At 66.1% G+C, this 844-nt stretch carries 1 protein-coding gene; it reads left to right on the top strand.

Going from position 1 to position 844, the window contains the following annotated elements; genetic code table 11:
• The coding region (gene ttcA / locus L810_RS42145; protein ID WP_042978339.1) for a tRNA 2-thiocytidine(32) synthetase TtcA at positions 1–634 on the top strand (634 nt) is incomplete at its 5' end.
• Positions 635–844 lie beyond the last annotated feature (210 nt).

Raw genomic sequence — 844 nt, 5'->3', positions numbered from 1 at the left:
CCACATCGAGAACCAGGACACCTACAGCATCGTCAAGCGGCTCGTGCCCGAAGGCAAGACGACCTGCTCGCTGTGCTCGCGGCTGCGCCGCGGGATCCTGTACCGCGTGGCCGGCGAGCTCGGCGCGACCAAGATCGCGCTCGGCCATCACCGCGACGACATCGTGCAGACGCTGCTGCTCAACATGTTCTACGGCGGCAAGCTGAAGGGGATGCCCCCGAAGCTGCAGTCGGACGACGGCAAGAACATCGTGATCCGCCCGCTCGCGTACGTGAAGGAAACCGATCTCGAGAAATACGCGGAGCTTCGCGAATTCCCGATCATCCCGTGCAACCTGTGCGGCAGCCAGCCGAACCTGAAGCGCGCGGAAATGAAGGCGCTGATCCGCGAATGGGACAAGCGTTTCCCGGGCCGCGTCGACAACATGTTCAACGCGCTCGCGAAGGTCGTGCCGTCGCACCTGATGGACACGACGCTGTACCCGTTCCAGTCGCTGCGCGCGACCGGCGAGGCCGATCCGCAAGGCGACATCGCGTTCGACGAGGAACCGTGCGCGTCGGGCGACGACGCAGCGGCGCCGGGTGAGTCGATCGCGGCCCGGCCGATCTCGATCGTCCAGTTCGACGACCTGTAAGCAGGGCCCGAACACCCGCCGGAACAGGGCCGGGCGGCCCTTTTCCGGCGCTGTCGCCCCGCCGCGACAGGCCCGGAGCGCCAGGGGCCGCATGCTAAAATGGTCGGCTTCGAACTCCTCTGACAAGCTGGCGCCATGAATATCGTGATTTTGGCGGCAGGCACCGGCAAGCGCATGCGTTCCGCGCTGCCGAAAGTGCTTCACCCCCTG

Origin of the sequence: Burkholderia sp. AU4i (assembly GCF_000466765.1) — a bacterium.
In the GTDB taxonomy this organism is placed as follows: domain Bacteria; phylum Pseudomonadota; class Gammaproteobacteria; order Burkholderiales; family Burkholderiaceae; genus Burkholderia; species Burkholderia cepacia.
This window is presented reverse-complemented; position numbering and strand designations above follow the sequence as displayed.